This window comes from Streptomyces sp. NPDC053474, from assembly GCF_044544845.1.
Classification (GTDB): Bacteria; Actinomycetota; Actinomycetes; order Streptomycetales; family Streptomycetaceae; genus Streptomyces.
This window is the reverse complement of record NZ_JBITXV010000014.1, coordinates 251,978-268,340: the sequence shown is the minus strand read 5'-3', so window position 1 is coordinate 268,340 and position 16,363 is coordinate 251,978. Positions and strand designations below refer to the sequence as shown.

General features: G+C 70.6%; 12 protein-coding genes. 7 read left to right on the top strand and 5 right to left on the bottom strand.

All coding sequences use genetic code 11. The features are described from left to right. Positions 1–11 precede the first annotated feature (11 nt). Entirely contained in the window at positions 12–797 is a 786-nt protein-coding gene (locus ACIG3E_RS30800; protein ID WP_399622832.1) for an MIP/aquaporin family protein, read from the bottom strand. A gap of 392 nt (positions 798–1,189) precedes the next feature. Continuing rightward, the gene (locus tag ACIG3E_RS30795; RefSeq protein WP_242715813.1) at positions 1,190–1,954 is read right to left on the bottom strand and encodes an IclR family transcriptional regulator; all 765 of its coding nucleotides are present in this window, start codon (positions 1,952–1,954) and stop codon (positions 1,190–1,192) included. Positions 1,955–2,252: 298 nt separating this feature from the next. On the opposite strand from ACIG3E_RS30795, the gene metH reads away from it, so the two are divergent. The 4 genes from metH (at position 2,253) to ACIG3E_RS30775 (ending at position 10,264) form a co-directional block, all read left to right on the top strand. Next, a complete protein-coding gene (gene metH / locus ACIG3E_RS30790; protein WP_399622831.1) occupies positions 2,253–5,783 on the top strand; it encodes a methionine synthase in 3,531 nt (1,176 codons plus the stop codon). 123 nt (positions 5,784–5,906) lie between these two features. Next, positions 5,907–6,617 carry an HAD family hydrolase gene (locus ACIG3E_RS30785; RefSeq protein ID WP_399622830.1) on the top strand — a complete coding sequence of 237 codons (711 nt, stop codon included), beginning with the start codon at positions 5,907–5,909 and terminating at the stop codon, positions 6,615–6,617. A gap of 415 nt (positions 6,618–7,032) precedes the next feature. Beyond that, the gene (locus ACIG3E_RS30780) at positions 7,033–8,643 is read left to right on the top strand and encodes an ABC transporter substrate-binding protein (protein ID WP_399622829.1); all 1,611 of its coding nucleotides are present in this window, start codon (positions 7,033–7,035) and stop codon (positions 8,641–8,643) included. A gap of 43 nt (positions 8,644–8,686) precedes the next feature. Beyond that, positions 8,687–10,264 carry an ABC transporter substrate-binding protein gene (locus tag ACIG3E_RS30775; RefSeq protein WP_399622828.1) on the top strand — a complete coding sequence of 526 codons (1,578 nt, stop codon included), beginning with the start codon at positions 8,687–8,689 and terminating at the stop codon, positions 10,262–10,264. 98 nt (positions 10,265–10,362) lie between these two features. On the opposite strand, the gene ACIG3E_RS30770 is transcribed toward ACIG3E_RS30775, so the two are convergent. Together ACIG3E_RS30770 and ACIG3E_RS30765 are read right to left on the bottom strand one after the other, a co-directional pair. Next, positions 10,363–11,034: a response regulator transcription factor gene (locus tag ACIG3E_RS30770; RefSeq protein WP_016639462.1), complete on the bottom strand. Its 672-nt coding sequence runs from the start codon at positions 11,032–11,034 to the stop codon at positions 10,363–10,365. A gap of 15 nt (positions 11,035–11,049) precedes the next feature. Further along, positions 11,050–11,940: a RecB family exonuclease gene (locus ACIG3E_RS30765; RefSeq protein ID WP_399622827.1), complete on the bottom strand. Its 891-nt coding sequence runs from the start codon at positions 11,938–11,940 to the stop codon at positions 11,050–11,052. 131 nt (positions 11,941–12,071) lie between these two features. On the opposite strand from ACIG3E_RS30765, the gene ACIG3E_RS30760 reads away from it, so the two are divergent. The 3 genes from ACIG3E_RS30760 (at position 12,072) to ACIG3E_RS30750 (ending at position 15,697) form a co-directional block, all read left to right on the top strand. Beyond that, entirely contained in the window at positions 12,072–13,922 is a 1,851-nt protein-coding gene (locus ACIG3E_RS30760) for a site-2 protease family protein (protein ID WP_399622826.1), read from the top strand. A 56-nt stretch (positions 13,923–13,978) separates the two neighbouring features. Further along, positions 13,979–14,881, top strand: a complete 903-nt coding sequence (locus ACIG3E_RS30755) for a tRNA (adenine-N1)-methyltransferase (RefSeq protein WP_138958700.1) — start codon at positions 13,979–13,981, stop codon at positions 14,879–14,881. 231 nt (positions 14,882–15,112) lie between these two features. Further along, the gene (locus ACIG3E_RS30750) at positions 15,113–15,697 is read left to right on the top strand and encodes a hypothetical protein (protein WP_399622825.1); all 585 of its coding nucleotides are present in this window, start codon (positions 15,113–15,115) and stop codon (positions 15,695–15,697) included. A gap of 129 nt (positions 15,698–15,826) precedes the next feature. Here ACIG3E_RS30750 and ACIG3E_RS30745 read toward each other — a convergent pair whose 3' ends face one another. Continuing rightward, the gene (locus ACIG3E_RS30745) at positions 15,827–16,141 is read right to left on the bottom strand and encodes a ferredoxin (protein ID WP_138958699.1); all 315 of its coding nucleotides are present in this window, start codon (positions 16,139–16,141) and stop codon (positions 15,827–15,829) included. Between the last annotated feature and the right edge of the window lie 222 nt (positions 16,142–16,363).

The window sequence follows — 16,363 nt, the reverse complement described above, 5'->3', positions numbered from 1 at the left end:
GGCGGGTTCGCTCAGAACAGCTTGAAGATGTATGCGGCGAGAGCGCCGCCGATCAGCGGACCGACCACGGGAATCCACGCGTACGACCAGTCGGAGCCACCCTTGTTGGGGAGCGGGAGCAGCGAGTGGACGATGCGGGGGCCGAGGTCACGGACCGGGTTGATGGCGTAGCCGGTGGGGCCGCCGAGCGAGAGGCCGATGCCCACCACGACGAGCGCGGTGATCAGGGCGCCCAGGGTGCCGAGGCCGTTGCCGCCGTCGTTGAGGCCCTGGGTGAGGATCGCCAGGACGAGCACGGTCGTGGCGATGATCTCGGTGATGAGGTTCTGCACGGCGTTCCGGATCTCCGGGCCGGTCGAGAAGATGCCGAGCACGGGACCGGCCGCGGGGGCCGCCTTCTGGTCGACGAGGCCTTCCTCGGCGGGCTGGGCCTTGATGATCTCGGGGTCCGTGAGGTGGGCCTGGAACTGCCCGTAGTACGTCGCCCACACGAGCACGGCGCCGATCATGGCGCCCAGGAGCTGCGAGCCCAGGTAGAGCGGCACATCGCTCCACTTGGTGCCGCCCTCGACGGCGAGGCCGATGGTGACCGCCGGGTTCAGGTGGGCGCCCGAGACGCCACCGGCCAGATAGGCGGCCGTGAGGACCGCGAAGCCCCACCCGAAGGTGATGGCGAGCCAGCCGGCGTCCTTGGCCTTCGAGCGCTTGAGCGTGACGGCGGCGCACACGCCACCGCCCAGCAGAATGAGAACGGCGGTACCGATGGTCTCGCCGAGGAAGATGTCGTGGCTGGACACCCGCGACTCCTTTGTCCTTCGTCCAGGGGAAGCCGAACCCCGGGTCCCTCCGGTGGTCCGCGCCCTCAGGTGAGGGCGTTCTCCGGCCCTTGGCTTGCCCCACTCTAACGCGTAATGCCGTTAGCTGTTCGACAATGCCGACCGGTGGACGCGAGTCTGACTCTGGGGTTACCAGCGCGTCAAGACTTCTGTAATTGAAAACACGATCGTTATTGATCGTTTCGCCCTATCGGTGGGCGACGCGACCGACGACGGGCGAGTGGCACCATCCAGCCCGTCCGGCGTTTGAGGACGAGGCGCGAAGCGCCGACGAACGGGGGGCACGGGGGGGCGGAGCCCCCCGGATCGGGAAGGGGCGGGCCTGGGGCGCCCCGCGAGGCCCCCACCGGAGGTCAGAAGCGGCTGGCGCCCAGGTCCCGCGAGACGGCCCGCGCACAGTCGCGCACCGCGGCGATCAGCTCCGGCCGCAGCTCCCCGTCCGGGCACACCCGCTCGACCGCGCCCGTGACCCCGACCGCCCCCACCGGCATCCGCCGCCGGTCGTAGATGGGCGCGGCCACGGAGGCGATCCCTTCCCAGGTCTCCTCCTCGTCGGTCGCGTACCCGCGCGCCCGCGTGAGGTCGAGGACGCCTTCGAACTCCGCGGGGCCGCAGACCGTCCGGTCCGTGAACGCCCGCCGCTCGGCCTCCAGGGCCTCGCTGTGCGCCACCGGGTCGTACGCCGCGAGCACCTTGCCGAGCGCCGTGGAGTGCAGCGGCTGCATGGCCCCCACCTCCAAGACCTGGCGGCTGTCGTCGGGCCGGAAGACGTGGTGCACGATCAGCACGCCCTGCTGGTGCAGCACGCCCAGATAGACGCTCTCGCCGCTGGAGCGGGCCAGGTCGTCGGTCCACACCAGGGCGCGGGCGCGCAGCTCGTGCACGTCCAGGTAGCTGTTGCCGAGGCGCAGCAGCTCCGCGCCCAGCTGGTAGCGCCCCGACGCCGCGTCCTGCTCCACGAACCCCTCCTGCTGGAGGGTGCGCAGGATGCCGTGGGCCGTGCCCTTGGCCAGACCGAGGGCGGAGGCGATGTCCGAGAGGCCGAGTCGGCGCTCGCCGCCCGCGAGCAGGCGCAGCATCGCCGCGGCCCGTTCGAGCGACTGGATGTTGCGTGCCATCGCAGCCCTTTCCTCCATCCCGTTCCCGCACCCCTGTGTGCCGGGCACTCGTTCCGCGGCTACCTGCCGAACGGGGTCGCCGTTCGGCAATGCTGAACACTATCGGTCGTTGCCGACCTCTGGCTAAGGGTGCGCACCGCCTTGTCGCGCGGCGAGCCCCTCGACGGCGATTTCCAGCCACGCGTCCGTCCCGTGGAATGCCCTCACACCAGAACGCCCGTCCCAGCTACGCTGACCGGGTGCGCCTTCCACGGGAAGCCGCAAAGCCGACAGCCGTCGCACTCCAGGGAGCTCATTCATGGCCTCGTCGCCGACCCCCTCATCCGTTTCCGCCGCGGAGACCTCCGCCGGGAACCGAGCCGACGCCCTCCGCGAGGCGCTCGCCACCCGCGTGGTGGTCGCCGACGGCGCGATGGGCACGATGCTGCAGGCACAGGACCCCAGCCTCGAGGACTTCCAGAACCTCGAAGGCTGCAACGAGGTCCTGAACATCACCCGCCCCGACATCGTCCGCTCCGTGCACCAGGAGTACTTCGCCGCGGGCGTCGACTGCGTGGAGACCAACACCTTCGGCGCGAACCACGCCGCCCTCGCCGAGTACGACATCCCCGAGCGCGTCTTCGAGCTCTCCGAGGCCGGTGCCCGCATCGCCCGCGAGGTCGCCGACGAGTTCACCGCGAGCACCGGCCAGCAGCGCTGGGTGCTCGGCTCCATGGGCCCCGGCACCAAGCTGCCCACCCTCGGCCACGCCCCGTACCGACTGCTGCGCGACGCCTACCAGCAGAACGCCGAAGGCATGATCGCGGGCGGCGCCGACGCGCTCCTGGTGGAGACCACCCAGGACCTGCTCCAGACCAAGTCGGCCCTGCTCGGCGCCCGCCGCGCCCTGCAGGCCACCGGGGCGAACCTGCCGCTGATCTGCTCCGTCACCGTGGAGACGACCGGCACGATGCTCCTCGGCTCGGAGATCGGCGCCGCACTCACCGCCCTGGAGCCCCTCGGCATCGACATGATCGGCCTCAACTGCGCGACCGGCCCGGCCGAGATGAGCGAGCACCTGCGCTATCTGGCCCGCCACTCGCGCGTGCCGCTCGCCTGCATGCCCAACGCGGGCCTGCCCGTCCTCGGCAAGGACGGCGCCCACTACCCGCTGTCGCCCGCCGAGCTGGCCGACGCCCAGGAGACGTTCGTCAGCGAGTACGGCCTGTCCCTCATCGGCGGCTGCTGCGGCACCACGCCCGAGCACCTGCGCCAGGTCGTCGAGCGCGTGCGCGGACTCACCCCGACCGCGCGCGACCCGCACCCCGAGCCCGGCGCCGCCTCGCTCTACCAGACTGTCCCGTTCCGCCAGGACACGTCGTACCTCGCGATCGGCGAGCGCACCAACGCCAACGGCTCCAAGAAGTTCCGCGAGGCCATGCTGGAGGCCCGCTGGGACGACTGCGTGGAGATGGCCCGCGACCAGATCCGCGAGGGCGCCCACATGCTCGACCTGTGCGTCGACTACGTGGGCCGCGACGGCGTGGCGGACATGCAGGAGCTCGCCGGACGCTTCGCCACCGCCTCCACGCTGCCCATCGTCCTGGACTCCACCGAGGTCGACGTCATCCAGGCGGGCCTGGAGAAGCTGGGCGGCCGCGCCGTCATCAACTCCGTGAACTACGAGGACGGCGACGGCCCCGAGTCCCGCTTCGCCAAGGTCACCGAGCTGGCCCAGGAGCACGGCGCCGCCCTGATCGCCCTCACCATCGACGAGGAGGGCCAGGCCCGCACCCCCGAGAAGAAGGTCGAGATCGCCGAACGGCTCATCGACGACCTCACCGGGAACTGGGGCATCCTGGAGTCGGACATCCTCATCGACACCCTGACCTTCACCATCTGCACCGGTCAGGAGGAGTCCCGCAAGGACGGCATCGCCACCATCGAGGCGATCCGCGAGCTCAAGCGGCGCCACCCGGACGTCCAGACCACGCTCGGCCTGTCCAACATCTCCTTCGGCCTCAACCCGGCCGCCCGCATCCTGCTGAACTCCGTCTTCCTGGACGAGTGCGTCAAGGCCGGCCTCGACTCCGCGATCGTGCACGCCTCGAAGATCCTGCCGATCGCGCGCTTCAGCGAGGAGGAGGTCACCACCGCCCTCGACCTGATCTACGACCGCCGCGCCGAGGGCTACGACCCGCTGCAGAAGCTGATGGCGCTCTTCGAGGGCGCCACCGCCAAGTCCCTCAAGGCGGGCAAGGCCGAGGAGCTGGCCGCCCTGCCGCTGGACGAGCGCCTCCAGCGCCGCATCATCGACGGCGAGAAGAACGGCCTGGAGGCCGACCTCGACGAGGCCCTCCAGACCCGCAAGGCCCTCGACATCGTCAACGACACCCTCCTGGAGGGCATGAAGGTCGTCGGCGAGCTGTTCGGATCCGGCCAGATGCAGCTGCCGTTCGTACTCCAGTCCGCCGAGGTCATGAAGACGGCCGTCGCCCACCTCGAACCGCACATGGAGAAGTCCGACGCCGAGGGCAAGGGCACCATCGTCCTCGCCACCGTGCGCGGCGACGTCCACGACATCGGCAAGAACCTCGTCGACATCATCCTGTCCAACAACGGCTACAACGTGGTCAACCTCGGCATCAAGCAGCCCGTGGCCGCGATCCTCGACGCCGCACAGGAGCACAAGGCCGACGTCATCGGCATGTCCGGCCTCCTGGTCAAGTCCACCGTGATCATGAAGGAGAACCTGGAGGAGCTCAACCAGCGCCAGATGGCCGCGGACTACCCGGTCATCCTCGGCGGCGCCGCCCTCACCCGCGCCTACGTCGAACAGGACCTGCACGAGATCTACGAGGGCGAGGTCCGCTACGCCCGCGACGCCTTCGAGGGCCTGCGCCTGATGGACGCCCTCATCGCGGTCAAGCGCGGCGTGCCCGGCGCGACCCTGCCCGAGCTCAAGCAGCGCCGCGTGCCCAAGCGCGACACACCCGCCGTCGAGGTCAAGGAGCCCGAGGGCCCGGCCCGCTCCGACGTCGCCATCGACAACCCCGTGCCCACGCCGCCGTTCTGGGGCACCCGCGTCATCAAGGGCATCCAGCTCAAGGAGTACGCCTCCTGGCTGGATGAGGGCGCCCTGTTCAAGGGCCAGTGGGGCCTGAAGCAGGCCCGCACCGGCGACGGACCGACGTACGAGGAGCTCGCCGAGACCGAGGGCAGGCCCCGGCTGCGCGGCCTCCTCGACGACCTGCAGACCAAGAGCCTGCTCGAAGCCGCCGTCGTCTACGGCTACTTCCCGTGCGTCTCCAAGGGAGACGACCTGATCATCCTCGACGAGCAGGGCAACGAGCGCACCCGCTTCTCCTTCCCGCGCCAGCGCCGCGGCCGCCACCTGTGCCTCGCGGACTTCTTCCGCCCCGAGGAGTCCGGCGAGACCGACGTCGTGGGCCTCCAGGTCGTCACCGTCGGCTCGAAGATCGGCGAGGCCACCGCCGAGCTGTTCGCCGCCGACTCCTACCGCGACTACCTGGAACTGCACGGCCTGTCCGTGCAGTTGGCCGAGGCCCTCGCCGAGTACTGGCACGCGCGCGTGCGCGCCGAGCTGGGCTTCGGCGGCGAGGACCCCGCCGACGTCGAGGACATGTTCGCGCTCAAGTACCGCGGCGCGCGCTTCTCGCTCGGCTACGGCGCCTGCCCCGACCTGGAGGACCGCGCGAAGATCGCCGAGCTCCTGCGGCCCGAGCGCATCGGCGTCCAGCTCTCCGAGGAGTTCCAGCTCCACCCCGAGCAGTCCACGGACGCCATCGTGCTCCACCACCCGGAAGCGAAGTACTTCAACGCTCGCTGAAGTCGCTCCGCCCCGGCCGTAACCCAAGAGCACTCACACCGGACGAGTCGTACACTGGTCGGTCCAGTACAGGCCGGTCCCCTTCCGGGGACCGGCCTTCTCGTCCCTCATGGAGGTGTACGGATGACCAGTACGGTTCCCGCATTCGGAACACGAACGGCCGAAGGCTCAGCCCTACAGGCCGTTCTCGTGGACATGGACGGAACGCTCGTCGACACCGAGGGCTTCTGGTGGGACGCCGAGGTCGAGGTGTTCGCCGCGCTCGGCCACCGGCTCGACGAGGCCTGGCGCGACGTCGTCGTGGGCGGCCCCATGACCCGCAGCGCGGGCTTCCTCATCGAGGCCACCGGCGCCGACATCACCCTCGACGAGCTGACGGTCCTGCTCAACGACGGCTTCGAGGACCGCATCAGCCGCGCCCTGCCGCTGATGCCGGGCGCCGCCAGACTCCTCGCCGAGCTCTCCGCCCACGAGGTGCCGACGGCCCTGGTCTCCGCCTCGCACCGGCGCATCATCGACCGCGTCCTCGGCTCCATCGGCGCCCACCACTTCGCCCTGACCATCGCGGGCGACGAGGTGGCCCGCACCAAGCCGCACCCCGACCCGTATCTGCTCGCCGCCTCGGGGCTCGGCGTCGACCCGGCCCGCTGCGCGGTCATCGAGGACACCGCGACCGGCGTGGCCGCCGCCGAGGCCGCGGGCTGCCGCGTGGTGGCCGTGCCGTCCGTCGCGCCCATCGGCCCGGCCGCGGGCCGCACCGTCGTACCCTCGCTCGAACACGTCGACCTGTCGTTCCTGCACGGCCTGATGAGCACGCCCGCCACGCGCCGCTGACCGCCCCGGGCCGCCCCGGAGCCGAGCGTCTCCGGGGCTGCGGAGAACCGGCCAACCACCGGCCCATGGCTGAAAAGCCCAGACAGCGCGCCCAGTTGAAAGTGTGACCTTTCCCACTGGTAAGAGGGTCGACAGCCGTGCCGACTTGTGCAGAAGGGGTGGTGTACCCCTGTGGGGACATGCCCTTGTGTCCCGATTGGCCCGGCCGTGCACGAAACCTTCCACTGTCGCGTTATCGGTGCGTCCACACCCCGTATCCCTGCGTGATGGCAGCCCAACTCCGGTCTCCGTCAACGCCCCTAAGGGTGCGGACTAATCTCGTCGCGAGAACATCGCCGCCACCCCCCGTGCCCCTATCAACCCCACCCCGCCGTTGCCGGAAACACGGGATCAAGAGCTCTGGAGAACGTCCAGCATGAACCGCAAGACTTTGGTGCTGCCGGCCCTGATAGGTCTGCTCGCCCCCGCGCTTGCCGCGTGTGGCGGTTCGGGCAGCGGGGACGGCGACGACCCCATCGCAGCGGGCACCACCGACCGGTTCACGGCCTCCAAAGAGGTACCGGCCCCGTTCGACCCGGCGTACGCCTACGACGCCGGGTCCTGGAACGTCCTGCGCCAGACCCTCCAGACGCTGATGGCCCTGCCGCGCGGGGGCGGCGGCGAGCCGGAGCCCGAGGCGGCACAGAAGTGCGGCTTCACCGACACCGGCAACGAGCGCTACGCCTGCACCCTGCGCAAGGACCTCAAGTTCGCCGACGGCAAGCCGCTGACCGCCGCCGACGTGAAGTTCTCCATTGAGCGCGTACGCGACATGAAGGTCACCAACCCCAGCGGCTCCGCCCAGCTCGTGTCCAACGTCGAGACCATCGAGGTCCAGGGCGAGCGCGGCGTCGTCTTCCATCTGAAGACCCCCGACGCGACCTTCCCGTACAAGCTCGCCACGCCGACCGCGGGCATCGTCAGCCCCGACCACTACAGCAAGGGCAAGCTGCGCGACGGCTTCGCCCTCGACGGCTCCGGGCCGTACACCGTCAAGCAGGAAGTGAAGAACCACGAGCTGGTCAAGGCCGTCTTCACCAAGAACCCGAACTACAAGGGCTCCTTCTCCCCGCAGAACAAGAAGGTCGAGCTGCGCACCTTCGCCACCACCACCGCCATGGGCAAGGCGCTGGAGGACGGCGACATCGACCTGATGACCCGCACCATGTCGCCGGAGCAGATCAAGCAGCTCGACGTGAACCCGGGCAAGAACCTCGACCTCGTCGACATGCCCGGCCTGGAGATCCGCTACCTCGCCTTCAACACCGACGCGAAGAGCGTGAAGGACAAGGCGGTCCGCCAGGCCATGGCCCAGGTCATCGACCGCGGCGCGCTCGTGAGCAAGGTCTACGGCTCCACCGCCGACCCGCTGTACTCCCTGGTGCCGACCACCATCACCGGCCACTCCAACTCCTTCTTCAACCGCTACAGCGAGCCCAGCGTCAAGAAGGCCAAGGACCTGCTCGCCGGAGCGGGCATCGACACGCCGGTGAAGCTGACGCTGCACTACACCACCGACCACTACGGCCCGGCCACGAAGAAGGAGTTCGAGGTCCTGAGCCAGCAGCTCAACGACAGCGGCCTCTTCGACGTCAAGGTCAAGGGCGACGTCTGGAACACCTTCCGCGCCGCCGCGCAGCACGGCAAGTACGACGTCTACGGCATGGGCTGGTTCCCCGACTTCCCGGACGCCGACAACTTCCTGGCGCCGTTCCTCGCCGAGGACAACTTCCTCAGCTCGCCCTACCGCAACCGGACCATCAACAACGAACTGATCCCCACCTCACGCCGCGAGGCCGACCGCCTCAGCGCCGCCAAGAGCATCGAGCGGATCCAGGACATCGTGGCCGAGGACGTCCCGGTGCTCCCGCTGTGGCAGGGCAAGCAGTACATCGCCGCCCGTGACGACATCACGGGCGTCGAATGGGCTCTCAACTCCTCCTCCAACCTGCAGTTGTGGGAGCTCGCCCGCGGTGTGGGCGACTGATCGACGCCCCACACGCCGACAGAAACAACGACAAGGCACGCAAGTGAAAATCCGTAACCCGTGGCTGGCCCTCCCCCTCTCCTCGGGCCTGGCCGCCGCCCTGCTGACCGGCTGTGGCTCCGAGTCCTCCGGATCGGCCGACGACAGCGACTCCGTGGTCGTCGGCATGTCCGACGACGTCGTCGCCACCGACCCGGCCTCCGGTTACGACCCGGGCTCCTGGCTCCTGTTCAACAACGTCTTCCAGTCGCTCCTGAGCTTCCCCAAGGGCGCCACCGAACCGGAGCCCGAGGCCGCCAAGAAGTGCGGCTTCACCGACCAGCAGACCAAGGTCTACACCTGCACGCTGCGCCAGGGCCTGAAGTTCAGCAACGGCAACGCCCTCACCTCGAAGGACGTCAAGTTCTCCTTCGACCGCATGATGAACATCAACGACGGCAAGGGCCCGGCGCTGATGTTCCCGATGCTCGACCGCGTCGAGACGCCCAACGCCAAGACGGTCGTCTTCAAGCTGAAGGTCCCCGACGCGACCTTCCCCAGCAAGATCGCCTCCGGCGCGGGCTCCATCGTCGACCACCGCGAGTACCCGGCGAACAAGCTCCGCGCCGACGGCGAGGCCATCGGCTCCGGCCCCTACAAGCTGGACTCCTTCAGCAAGGACGAGGCCGTCTTCGCCGTCAACGACAGCTACCACGGCTCCGTCAAGCCGAAGAACGAAGGCGTCACGCTCCGCTTCTTCCACGGCGACCGCAAGGCCCTCAAGCAGGCGATCACCGACGAGAAGATCGACGTCGCCTACCGAGGCCTCGCCGCCGCGGACATCTCCGACATCCAGCAGGACAACGACCGCAAGCTCCAGGTCGTCGAGGGCACCAGCGCCGAGGTCCAGCACCTGGTCTTCAACGTCAAGGACCCGGTCGTGGGCAAGCCCGGCGTGCGCAAGGCCATCGCCTACCTGCTCGACCGCGAGGCGCTCGTCGACCAGGTGTACCAGGGCACGGCGACGCCGCTGTACTCGATCGTCCCGGCCGGCATCGGCGGCCACAACACCGCGTTCTTCGACACCTACGGCGCCCGTCCGCAGCGCGACAAGGCGTCCGCGGCCCTCCGCCAGGCCGGCTACGACGGCAAGGTCCGCCTCACCCTGTGGTCCACGCCGTCCCGCTACGGCCCGGCCACCGACCAGGAGCTGCGCGCCATAGCCAAGCAGCTCAACGCCAGCGGTCTGTTCGAGGCGGACGTGAAGTCCGTCGAGTTCGAGCAGTACGAGAAGGACATCAAGGCCGGCAAGTACGGCGTGTACGTCAAGGGCTGGGTGCCGGACTACCCGGATCCGGACAACTTCACGCAGCCGTTCTTCGGCAAGGGCAACGTCCTGTCGAACCGCTACGACAACGACACGATCACCGAGAAGATCATCCCGGCGACGGCCGCGCAGAGCGACCGCACCTCGACCGACAAGGACTACGGCCGACTCCAGGACCTCGTCGCCACCGAGGTCCCCCTCCTCCCGGTCTGGCAGGCCAAGCAGTACGCCGTCGTCCGCGAGAACGTCTACGGCGTGGAGTCCTGCCTCGACGCGTCGACCGTGTTCCGCTTCTGGGAGCTGAGCAAGGACTAGCAGAAACGATGCGGCCCCCGCTTCCTTCCGGAAGCAGGGGCCGCATCGTCATGTCCCGGCCGACCCGTGGTGACCGCTTGCACCCCGGGCCGCGGCGGCTACTGGGCCCCGGGCCGCACCAGACCGCTCTCGTACGCGTACACCGCGGCCTGCACCCGGTCGCGCAGCCCCAGCTTCGTCAGCACGTGCCCCACGTGGGTCTTCACGGTCGTCTCGCTCACGAACAGATCCGCCGCGATCTCCGCGTTGGACAGCCCCCGGGCCACCAGCTTGAGAACCTCCACCTCGCGCTCGGTCAGCGTGTGCAGCGTGTCCGGCACCGGCTCGTCGCCCGAGGGCAGATGCCCCGCGTACTTGTCGAGCAGCCGCCGCGTGATGCTCGGCGCCAGCATGGCCTCACCGGCCGCCACCACCCTGATGGCCTGCACCAGCTCGTTCGCCGGAGCGTCCTTCAGGAGGAAGCCGCTCGCCCCCGCGCGCAGCGCCTCCACCACGTACTCGTCGAGGTCGAACGTGGTGAGGACGAGCACCTTCGCCGGGCCGTCCCGGCCGGGCCCGGTGATCTGCCGGGTGGCCTCCACCCCGTCCATCCGCGGCATGCGGATGTCCATCAGGACCACGTCGGGCTGCAGCGCCCGCACCTGGTCCAGAGCCTGTAGGCCGTCTCCGGCCTCGCCGACGACCGCGATGTCCTGCTCGGCCTCCAGGATCATCCGGAAACCGGTGCGCAACAGCGGCTGGTCGTCGACCAGTAGGACGCGGATGGCCACGTAACTCTCCTTCGCCTAGCCCGGGCCCATTCTGCCCTGCTCGCCGCCGCCCGACTCGGGCGGCCTCACCGCGAGCGGATACGGCGGGGGAGTGCCGCCGAATTCCGGGCAGACGGCCCTGTGGTCACACCAGCCGCACAGCTTCGTCGGCCGCGGCCGCCAGTCGCCCGACTCCGTCGCCGCGACGATGGCCTCCCACAGCGCGAGCAGCTTGCGCTCGACCCGCTCCAGATCCGCGGGCACCGGGTCATACGTGATCACGTCGCCGCTGCCCAGATACACCAGCTGGAGGCGGCGCGGCAGCACGCCCTTCAGGCGCCACACCACCAGGGCGTAGAACTTCATCTGGAACAGCGCGCCCTCCGCGTACTCCGGGCGGGGCGCCTTGCCCGTCTTGTAGTCCACGATCCGGACCTCGCCCGTGGGCGCGACGTCCACCCGGTCGATGATCCCGCGCAGCTTCAGGCCGGACTCCAGCTCCGCCTGCACGAACAGCTCCCGCTCCGCGGGCTCCAGCCGCGTGGGGTCCTCCAGCGTGAACCACCGCTCGACCAGGCGCTCCGCGTCCGCGAGCCAGCGCGCGAGCCGCTCGCCCTCCGCGTCGTCCGCGAACAGCTCCGCCAGCTCCGGCTTCGCCTCCCGCAGCCGGTCCCACTGCCCCGGCACCAGGGCCTTGGCGCGCGGCGCGGTCCGCTCCGCCGCGGGCGCGTCGAAGAGCCTCTCCAGGACCGCGTGCACCAGCGTGCCGCGCGTGGCCGCCTCGCTCGGCTTCTCCGGCAGCTTGTCGATCACCCGGAAGCGATAGAGCAGCGGACACTGCATGAAGTCGCTGGCGCGCGAGGGTGACAGCGAGGCCGGGCGCGCGGCGGTCGCGGACGCCGCGGCGGCGTCGGTCCTGGTCTCCATGACCCCAGACCCTACGACCCACCACTGACAACGGCCGCATACCATCGACGACAGACCCTCTCGCCCTGCATGATCGTGCGTGCACCCGCGCCCACGGCAGGAGCGGGGGACGCTTCGAACGAGGGGACACCGTGGACGAAAGCGGCGGGAGCGGCAGGCCGCAGTCCGACAGCACGCCCGAGCGCGACCCGGCGGGCGCGCATCCGGCACGCCCGCGGACGGACGGTCCCGAGCCGACACCGGACCCCACGGCCGGGGCCCCGGAGCGTATGACGGAGGGCCCGGCTCCGGAGCGCACGGCCTCGGAGCGTACGACGGAGGGCCCGGCCCGGGAGCGTACGAGCGGCACCGAGCCCTGGGACCCCCCGACGGACGACACCCCTGAGGAGCCTTCGAACCAACCGGTTCCGCAGCCCTCGGAGCGCGCGACCCCTGAACCGCCCAGAGCCGAGCCCGAACCCGCGACCCCCGAGCCCGCGACGCCGAAGCCCGAGCCTTCCGAGCCCACGGCTCCGCAGCGCGTGACCTCGGACCCCGAGGCGCCCGAGCCCGAGGCTTCCGAGCCCGCGGTGTCGAACGAGGTCGCCGGGTCTGCGGCCCCTGAGCCCGACGCCTTCGAAGCCCCGGCGGCCCCCGCCGCCCCGGCGCCAGAGCCCGAGCCCTCGGAGCCCAGGGCCCCCGAGCCCGGCACCACCCGTGCCCCGGAGCCCACCCCCGCGGAGGCCCCCGAACGCCCCGCGCCCACGCCGCCCCGCGTGGACATCGCCAAGCCGCGCCCCGCGGCGAGCGGCGGCCGTGCCGGGGGTGACCCGGCGAAGGAGCAGCCCAAGAATCCCGGCGGCGGTCTCCTCATGGGCCGCCCCTTCGGGGTGCCCGTCTACGTGGCGCCCAGCTGGTTCCTCGTCGCCGCCCTCATCACCTGGGTCTTCGGCGACCAGCTGGACCGCGTCCTGCCCGAGCTCGGCGGCGCCCGCTACCTGGTCTCGCTGTTCTTCGCCGTCGCCTTCTACGCCTCCGTGCTCGTGCACGAACTCGCCCACACCGTCGCCGCCCTCCGCTTCAAGCTGCCGGTGCGCCGCATCCAGCTCCAGTTCTTCGGCGGCGTCAGCGAGATCGAAAAGGAGTCCGAGACCCCCGGCCGCGAATTCGTCCTCGCCTTCGTCGGCCCCCTGCTCTCCCTCGTACTCGCCGGTGTCTTCTACGTCGCCATGCGCGCCGTGGAACCCGACACCGTGCCCGGCGTCCTCATCGCGGGCCTGATGATCTCCAACCTCATCGTGGCGATCTTCAACCTGCTGCCCGGCCTGCCCCTGGACGGCGGCCGCATGCTCCGCGCCGTCGTCTGGAAGATCACCGGCAGGCCCATGAGCGGCACCGTCGCCGCCGCCTGGGTCGGCCGCGCCCTCGCCATCGCCGTCCTCGTCGGACTCCCCGTCCTCAACCAGTCCGGCGCGCTCGGCGGCGACGACCAAGACCTCGGCGGCATGGACACCGTCACCGACGCCCTGCTCGCCGCGATCCTCGCCGCCATCATCTGGACCGGCGCGGGCAACAGCCTGCGCATGGCCCGCCTCCGCGAGCACCTGCCCGAGCTGCGCGCCCGCGCCCTGACCCGCCGCGCCGTCCCCGTGGAGACCGACACCCCGCTGTCCGAGGCCCTGCGCCGGGCCAACGCCGCCGGAGCCCGCGCCCTCGTCGTCGTCGACACCGACGGCGACCCCATGGCCGTCGTCCGCGAGGCCGCCATCGTCGGCGTCCCCGAACACCGCCGCCCCTGGGTCACGGTCAGCGGCCTCGCCCAGGACATCACCGAGGGCATGCGCGTCCCCGCCGACCTCGCGGGCGAGGAACTCCTCGACCGGCTGCGCGCCACCCCCGCCACCGAGTACCTCGTCGTCGAGACCTCCGGCGAGATCTACGGAGTCCTCTCCGCCGCCGACGTCGAGCGCGCCTTCGTCAAGGCCATGGCCCGCCCCACCTGAGCCGCCCCGCCCCGCCGGTGGTCGGCGGCACCCGCCACGGCCGGTAGGCTGGTCACATGTCCGAACCGACCGGTGCCGCCCGCCGTCGCGGGCCCTTCAAGGTCGGGGACCAGGTCCAGCTCACCGACCCCAAGGGACGCCACTACACGTTCACGCTCGAAGCCGGGAAGAACTTCCACACCCACAAGGGTTCCTTCCCGCACGACGAGCTGATCGGCGCGCCCGAGGGCAGTGTTGTCCGCACCACGGGGAACGTCGCGTACCTCGCGCTGCGCCCCCTGCTCCCCGACTACGTCCTGTCCATGCCCCGCGGCGCCGCCGTGGTCTACCCCAAGGACGCGGGGCAGATCCTGGCCTTCGCCGACATCTTCCCCGGCGCCCGCGTCGTCGAGGCCGGGGTGGGCTCCGGGTCGCTCAGCGCCTTCCTGCTGCGCGCCATCGGCGACCAGGGCATGCTGCACTCCTACGAGCGCCGCGAGGACTTCGCCGAGATCGCCCAGCAGAACGTGGAGCGCTACTTCGGCGGGCCCCACCCCGCCTGGCAGCTCACCGTCGGCGACCTCCAGGACAACCTGTCCGACACCGAGGTCGACCGCGTCATCCTCGACATGCTCGCCCCCTGGGAGTGCCTGGAGGCCGTCTCCAAGGCGCTCGTCCCCGGCGGCATCCTGTGCGCGTACGTCGCCACGACCACGCAGCTGGCCCGCACCGTCGAGTCCATCCGTGAGCTCGGCGGCTTCAACGAGCCGACCGCCTGGGAATCGATGATCCGCAACTGGCACATCGAGGGCCTGGCCGTCCGCCCCGACCACCGCATGATCGGGCACACCGGCTTCCTGCTCACCGCCCGCCGCCTCGCGGACGGCGTCGAGCCGCCCATGCGCCGCCGCCGCCCCGCCAAGGGCGCCTACGGCGAGGACTACAGCGGTCCGAACGCCGACGGCGGCAACCCCCGCTGATCCACCGGCCCCCACGGGCCGCACGGCGGCACCACGGCGGCCGCACCCGCCGTTACCAACGCACCGGCGCCGCCGCCGAGTTCCCGAAGTAGCACGGGAACTCGGCGGCGGCGCCGTCCTGTTGAGCGCCCGCGACCAGGCCGTACCCCGGTGTTCCGCGCCCCTGTGAGGTGTGACACGATGCTGGCCATCCCACCACCACCGGCACAGCCCTCACAGGAGACACTCCTCGTGCAGCACCCCGCCGTCCCGGAACTGGCTCACGCGGTGAACCAGCCGTGGGCCACGCGCCCCATCCACTGGGTCGCCACCGCGGCCGCCCTCGCCGCCGTCGTCGCGGCCTCCGCCTTCCTGGGCCCCGACCCGGCCACCGCCGCCCCGACGCGCACCCAAACGGAATCCAAGGCCGCCGCCCCCGCGCCCGACCCCGCCGCCGTCGCGTACCCCCTGAACTGCGGCACCGCCAAGCCCGTTGTGGCCCAGAAGGCCACCGGTGACCTCGACGGCGACGGCCGCCCCGAAGCGGTCGCCGCCGTCCACTGCAGGGCGGGCTCCGGCACCCCGCCCGACGGCGTCTACGTGCTCACCAGGTCCCGCCAGGGCACCCCGCGCATCGTGGCCACCCTCGTCGACCCCAAGGACCGCATCACCGCCCAGGACCTGCGCGTGCGCGGCACCACCGTCTCCGCGACGCTCCTCGGCTACTCCTCGCCCGACGTGCCCCGCTGCTGCCCCGACCGGCGCGACGCGACCAAGTGGCGCTGGAAGAACGGCGCGTTCACCCGCTCGACAAGCGGCGAGGCACGCAGCGTGTGAACGGCCGGGCCCGGCACCACCGGCCCCGCCCGACGACACCCGGACACAACGAAGAGGGCCCGCACCCGCCTCACACGGCGGATACGGGCCCAGGTGACACGCGATCGCTAACACAGCGAAACTATTCGGTCACTCTGCGTCCGGACCATAGACCTCGACCTTGTCCGAAACCCGACGTACGTGAATACAGTCCCCAGGGCACTCCTTCGCCGAGTCCACCACGTCCCGCAACAGCGGAAGCGGAACCGGCGTCGACGCCCCAGGAGCCTGCAACAGCTCGTCGTCCGCATCCTTCACATACGCCAGACCGTCAATGTCCAGCTCGAAGACCTCAGGCGCGTACTGAGCGCAGATCCCGTCCCCGGTACACAGATCCTGATCGATCCAGACCTCGAGGGAGTCCTGCCCCTCACCGACGGTCCGAGCGTCGTGCCCCACGGTCATCTCTCCTGCCGAAACTGCGCCAGGCCCGGCCGACTTTGCAGCAAGTCCGGCCACCCCTGACGGGTGTTGAACAGTTCGACCCTACAACCGGCAGCTTTCCGATGTTGTTCGGTGGGTATTCCCCTGGCGTGAGGGAGAGCGCAAGGGTGAAGATCGGACACACCCCCACCGTCTTTGTGATCTAGGGGTTTCAATCAGCACCCACCCAGGTAGGGTCAGGAA

What these genes read in the sequence shown, in the direction of transcription:
- ACIG3E_RS30765 (WP_399622827.1), bottom strand. Translation starts at nt 11,940, where the DNA reads ATGGAGACCAGGACCGACGCCGCCGCGGCGTCCGCGACCGCCGCGCGC.
- metH (WP_399622831.1), top strand. Translation starts at nt 2,253, where the DNA reads ATGGCCTCGTCGCCGACCCCCTCATCCGTTTCCGCCGCGGAGACCTCC.
- ACIG3E_RS30785 (WP_399622830.1), top strand. Translation starts at nt 5,907, where the DNA reads ATGACCAGTACGGTTCCCGCATTCGGAACACGAACGGCCGAAGGCTCA.
- ACIG3E_RS30795 (WP_242715813.1), bottom strand. Translation starts at nt 1,954, where the DNA reads ATGGCACGCAACATCCAGTCGCTCGAACGGGCCGCGGCGATGCTGCGC.
- ACIG3E_RS30780 (WP_399622829.1), top strand. Translation starts at nt 7,033, where the DNA reads ATGAACCGCAAGACTTTGGTGCTGCCGGCCCTGATAGGTCTGCTCGCC.
- ACIG3E_RS30745 (WP_138958699.1), bottom strand. Translation starts at nt 16,141, where the DNA reads ATGACCGTGGGGCACGACGCTCGGACCGTCGGTGAGGGGCAGGACTCC.
- ACIG3E_RS30755 (WP_138958700.1), top strand. Translation starts at nt 13,979, where the DNA reads ATGTCCGAACCGACCGGTGCCGCCCGCCGTCGCGGGCCCTTCAAGGTC.